The organism is Parasporobacterium paucivorans DSM 15970 (assembly GCF_900141895.1).
Taxonomy (GTDB): Bacteria; Bacillota; Clostridia; order Lachnospirales; family Lachnospiraceae; genus Parasporobacterium; species Parasporobacterium paucivorans.
This window is the reverse complement of the sequence record NZ_FQYT01000043.1, coordinates 1-3,066: the sequence shown is the minus strand read 5'-3', so window position 1 is coordinate 3,066 and position 3,066 is coordinate 1. Positions and strand designations below refer to the sequence as shown.

Annotated in this window: 1 protein-coding gene; it reads right to left on the bottom strand. The window is 37.1% G+C overall.

Features of this window, described 5'->3' with window-relative positions:
* A partial coding sequence (locus BUA79_RS12075) for a S8 family serine peptidase (protein ID WP_178138608.1) occupies positions 1–2,869 on the bottom strand: 2,869 nt, incomplete at its 3' end.
* Positions 2,870–3,066 lie beyond the last annotated feature (197 nt).

Sequence of the window (3,066 nt, the reverse complement as noted above, 5' to 3'; positions counted from 1 at the left end):
TTTCTGGCGAGGACGCTATTGCAGTTCCTCCATTGCAGTTATAGCTCAACGTATAATCCCGTACCTGTTCAAGATACCATTTCTGGTTATCTCCACCATTTCCAGACCACTGAATTACGTTGACCCCCGCGACTGCACTGCCTCCATAAACATCCAGTACATACCTTGTTCCGTTTTCAAACGCCAGTTTTGATATTAAAGAAATACTGCCATCCTCATTTTCAATAATCTTCCACTGCTGGTTAGGTCCTCCATAATATGGCCACTGGATTACCCTCGTTCCCATACTTGTACCACTACAATATACATCAAGGGCGTATGCCGGATTGAGCACAGAAGTGATTTTATAGTAGCCATTTCCCAAATTTTCAAATTTCCACTGTTGGTTTGTACCCCCATGATATGACCACTGAATAATGTTGGTGCCAAAATCTCTTCCTCCGCCATAAATATCCATGAACAATTCACTGTTTTTAGACTTAATGAAATACACACCGCTTGAATCTTGTACAGTCGTTTCAATGGTTGCTGTAAAACCGCCTTCTTCTGTTGTTGCTGTTATTGTTGCAACGCCATTTCCTACTGCAGTAATACTTCCTGATGTACTGACAGTAACTACTTCTGTGTTGCTTGAATGCCATATTACATTTTTATTTCCGGCATCTGCAGGACTAACAGAAGCGATTATTTGCCGTATTTCACCAAGATTATTTAGTGTTATACTTGAGGGTTCTATGCTAACTCCGGAAACATTCTTACTCCATTTCGCATAAATGGTCACATCAGAATAAACTGCATCCTTATCAAAATTCCACTGATTTATACAGGAGGATTCCTTGTACCACCCCTTGAATGTATATCCTGAATATGCAGGTGTTTCAGGTTCTGATATTACACTCCCCCATAATGTGGATGTGCTTTCAACTTCCGTTCCTCCTTGGGAGTTGAAATCAACGATCAATGGATGAGTCTTATCAATATTAAAGTTAAACTCCGAAACGTTTCCTGAAGAATCAGAAACAGTAATTTTATACACTCCATTTTCAGTAAAAATGCTCTCAGCAGGCATGCCATACGGTTCACTATTTCTAAGTATATTAACTTCAAAATAAGATGTGTCTTCAATTGAAAGAACAACGTCTGTTACAGCAGTAGCACCAATTTCCAAAGGCACAGAATTTTGTATTAATGTAATTTTAGGAGCAGTATTATCATTTGCAGTTATTTTTATATTATATGCAGAATCACTTGCGTTTCCCAAAATGTCATAAATATTGATATAGTAAATTCCCTTATTAAGAGTATATGTACGCGCTTCTGAAGCTCCTTCTGGATTTGCATTAGTCATGGAAAGCATATTTCGAGTATTGTCATATAATTCAAACCCTAAATCCTGGTTTCCCGTAGGTGCAACATTTATTATAACCGTATATGGTTCATACAAAGTAAATTTATAGTAGTCATTATCCAGAGCAGGATAATTTCCTCCTATATAATCTTTGTTCATAGAAATTGGGTCCGCAGAATCAATTGTATCATTAGAATCACGATATGGATTTGCAGCGATGTCCATTATTTTTTTTGCATTTATAATACCGTATCCGCTTGAAGCGTCCCAGCCATTTGTAAATATATCATCAGTTCCTGTATACAGGATTTGTTCTATAAGATGGCCGCTATAAGAAGGATACTGACTTTTTACAAGTGCTGCAACTGCAGCCACTGTGGGTGCTGAAAATGAAGTTCCCGAGAAACTACTGTATGAACCCGACTCATTATCAGCCAGGTATATATTTTCTCCTGGAGCGACAAGGTCGATGGCATTTCCTTCGTTGGAAAAAACTGACACGTCATCCCTAATTGAAGTCGATCCGACAGCAATGACCCCATCATATGCTGCGGGATAACATATTGAATTTACATAACCGTCATTTCCTGTAGCCGCTACAAGAAGCACCCCTTTGGAAACAGCATAATTAACAGCATCATACACTACTGATCCATTGACGTATGTACCAAGACTTAAATTTATTACATCAGCTCCATGGTCAACTGCCCAAACTATTCCTGCTGCAATCTGTGACATACCCGTTGTATCCAAACCATCAGGAAATACTTTTACAGACATTATAGAAATATCAGGAGCTATACCCGCAATTCCTTGAGAATTAATATTGGAAGCTATGAGTGACGCAACAGATGTACCATGAAATCCTCCTTCATGTGAATACTGGCCCGGAAAGGTATCTTCTAGAATTGTCCCTCCCGAAGTATCTGCCCCATTCACAAGACCGTCAATATCCGCATAAGGCCCTATGCCTGAATCAAGAACCGCTACAACCAAGGAAGAATTACCTTTTGTTACATCCCAGGCGGATTCCATATTTATCCGACTCAGATTCCACTGTTTTAATGAATAATATGGATCTGACGGAGTATAAAAGAGTCGAACTTCTGCGTCTGTATAGGCTTCTTCGACGAAAGGACTATCTTTATATTTTTTTATAATTTCTTCAGCATTCACTCCTTCAGGAACTTCAACATTAACCGTATCTATATTATCATAGATGCTTATGATATTTTCCGTTATATCAAGGTCTTCAATGTCGTTGATGTTATTTAATCTCAATACTATAGTATCAATGCTTGTATCTTCTTCAGATGAATATAATACAGGATTCAATTCCGATGCTTGTGATTTTGATATATTTTTATAATCCGATTCAGCAGGGCTTTTTAAAGAGTCAACCGATACATCATGTACTTTCACCTTACAAAGATTAATAAACCCCGCATTGTTATCTGTCACACAATACATTTCTATTAACATAAACACTAGCACTAATAATATTTTTTTTATTACTTTCATTTATTCTACTTCCAATCAATTGAAATATAATTCCATTATTAACATACAAATACACGCTTACTTCGAGAATAAATAAATATCAAAAAAAGAAAGGGAGCCGAATATAATGGTTCCATGAATCAAGACACTTTTACGGACAGTTTTTAATGAATCTGATATACTAAAATCAGTATAAAAAGAGAGGTTCATTATATGTC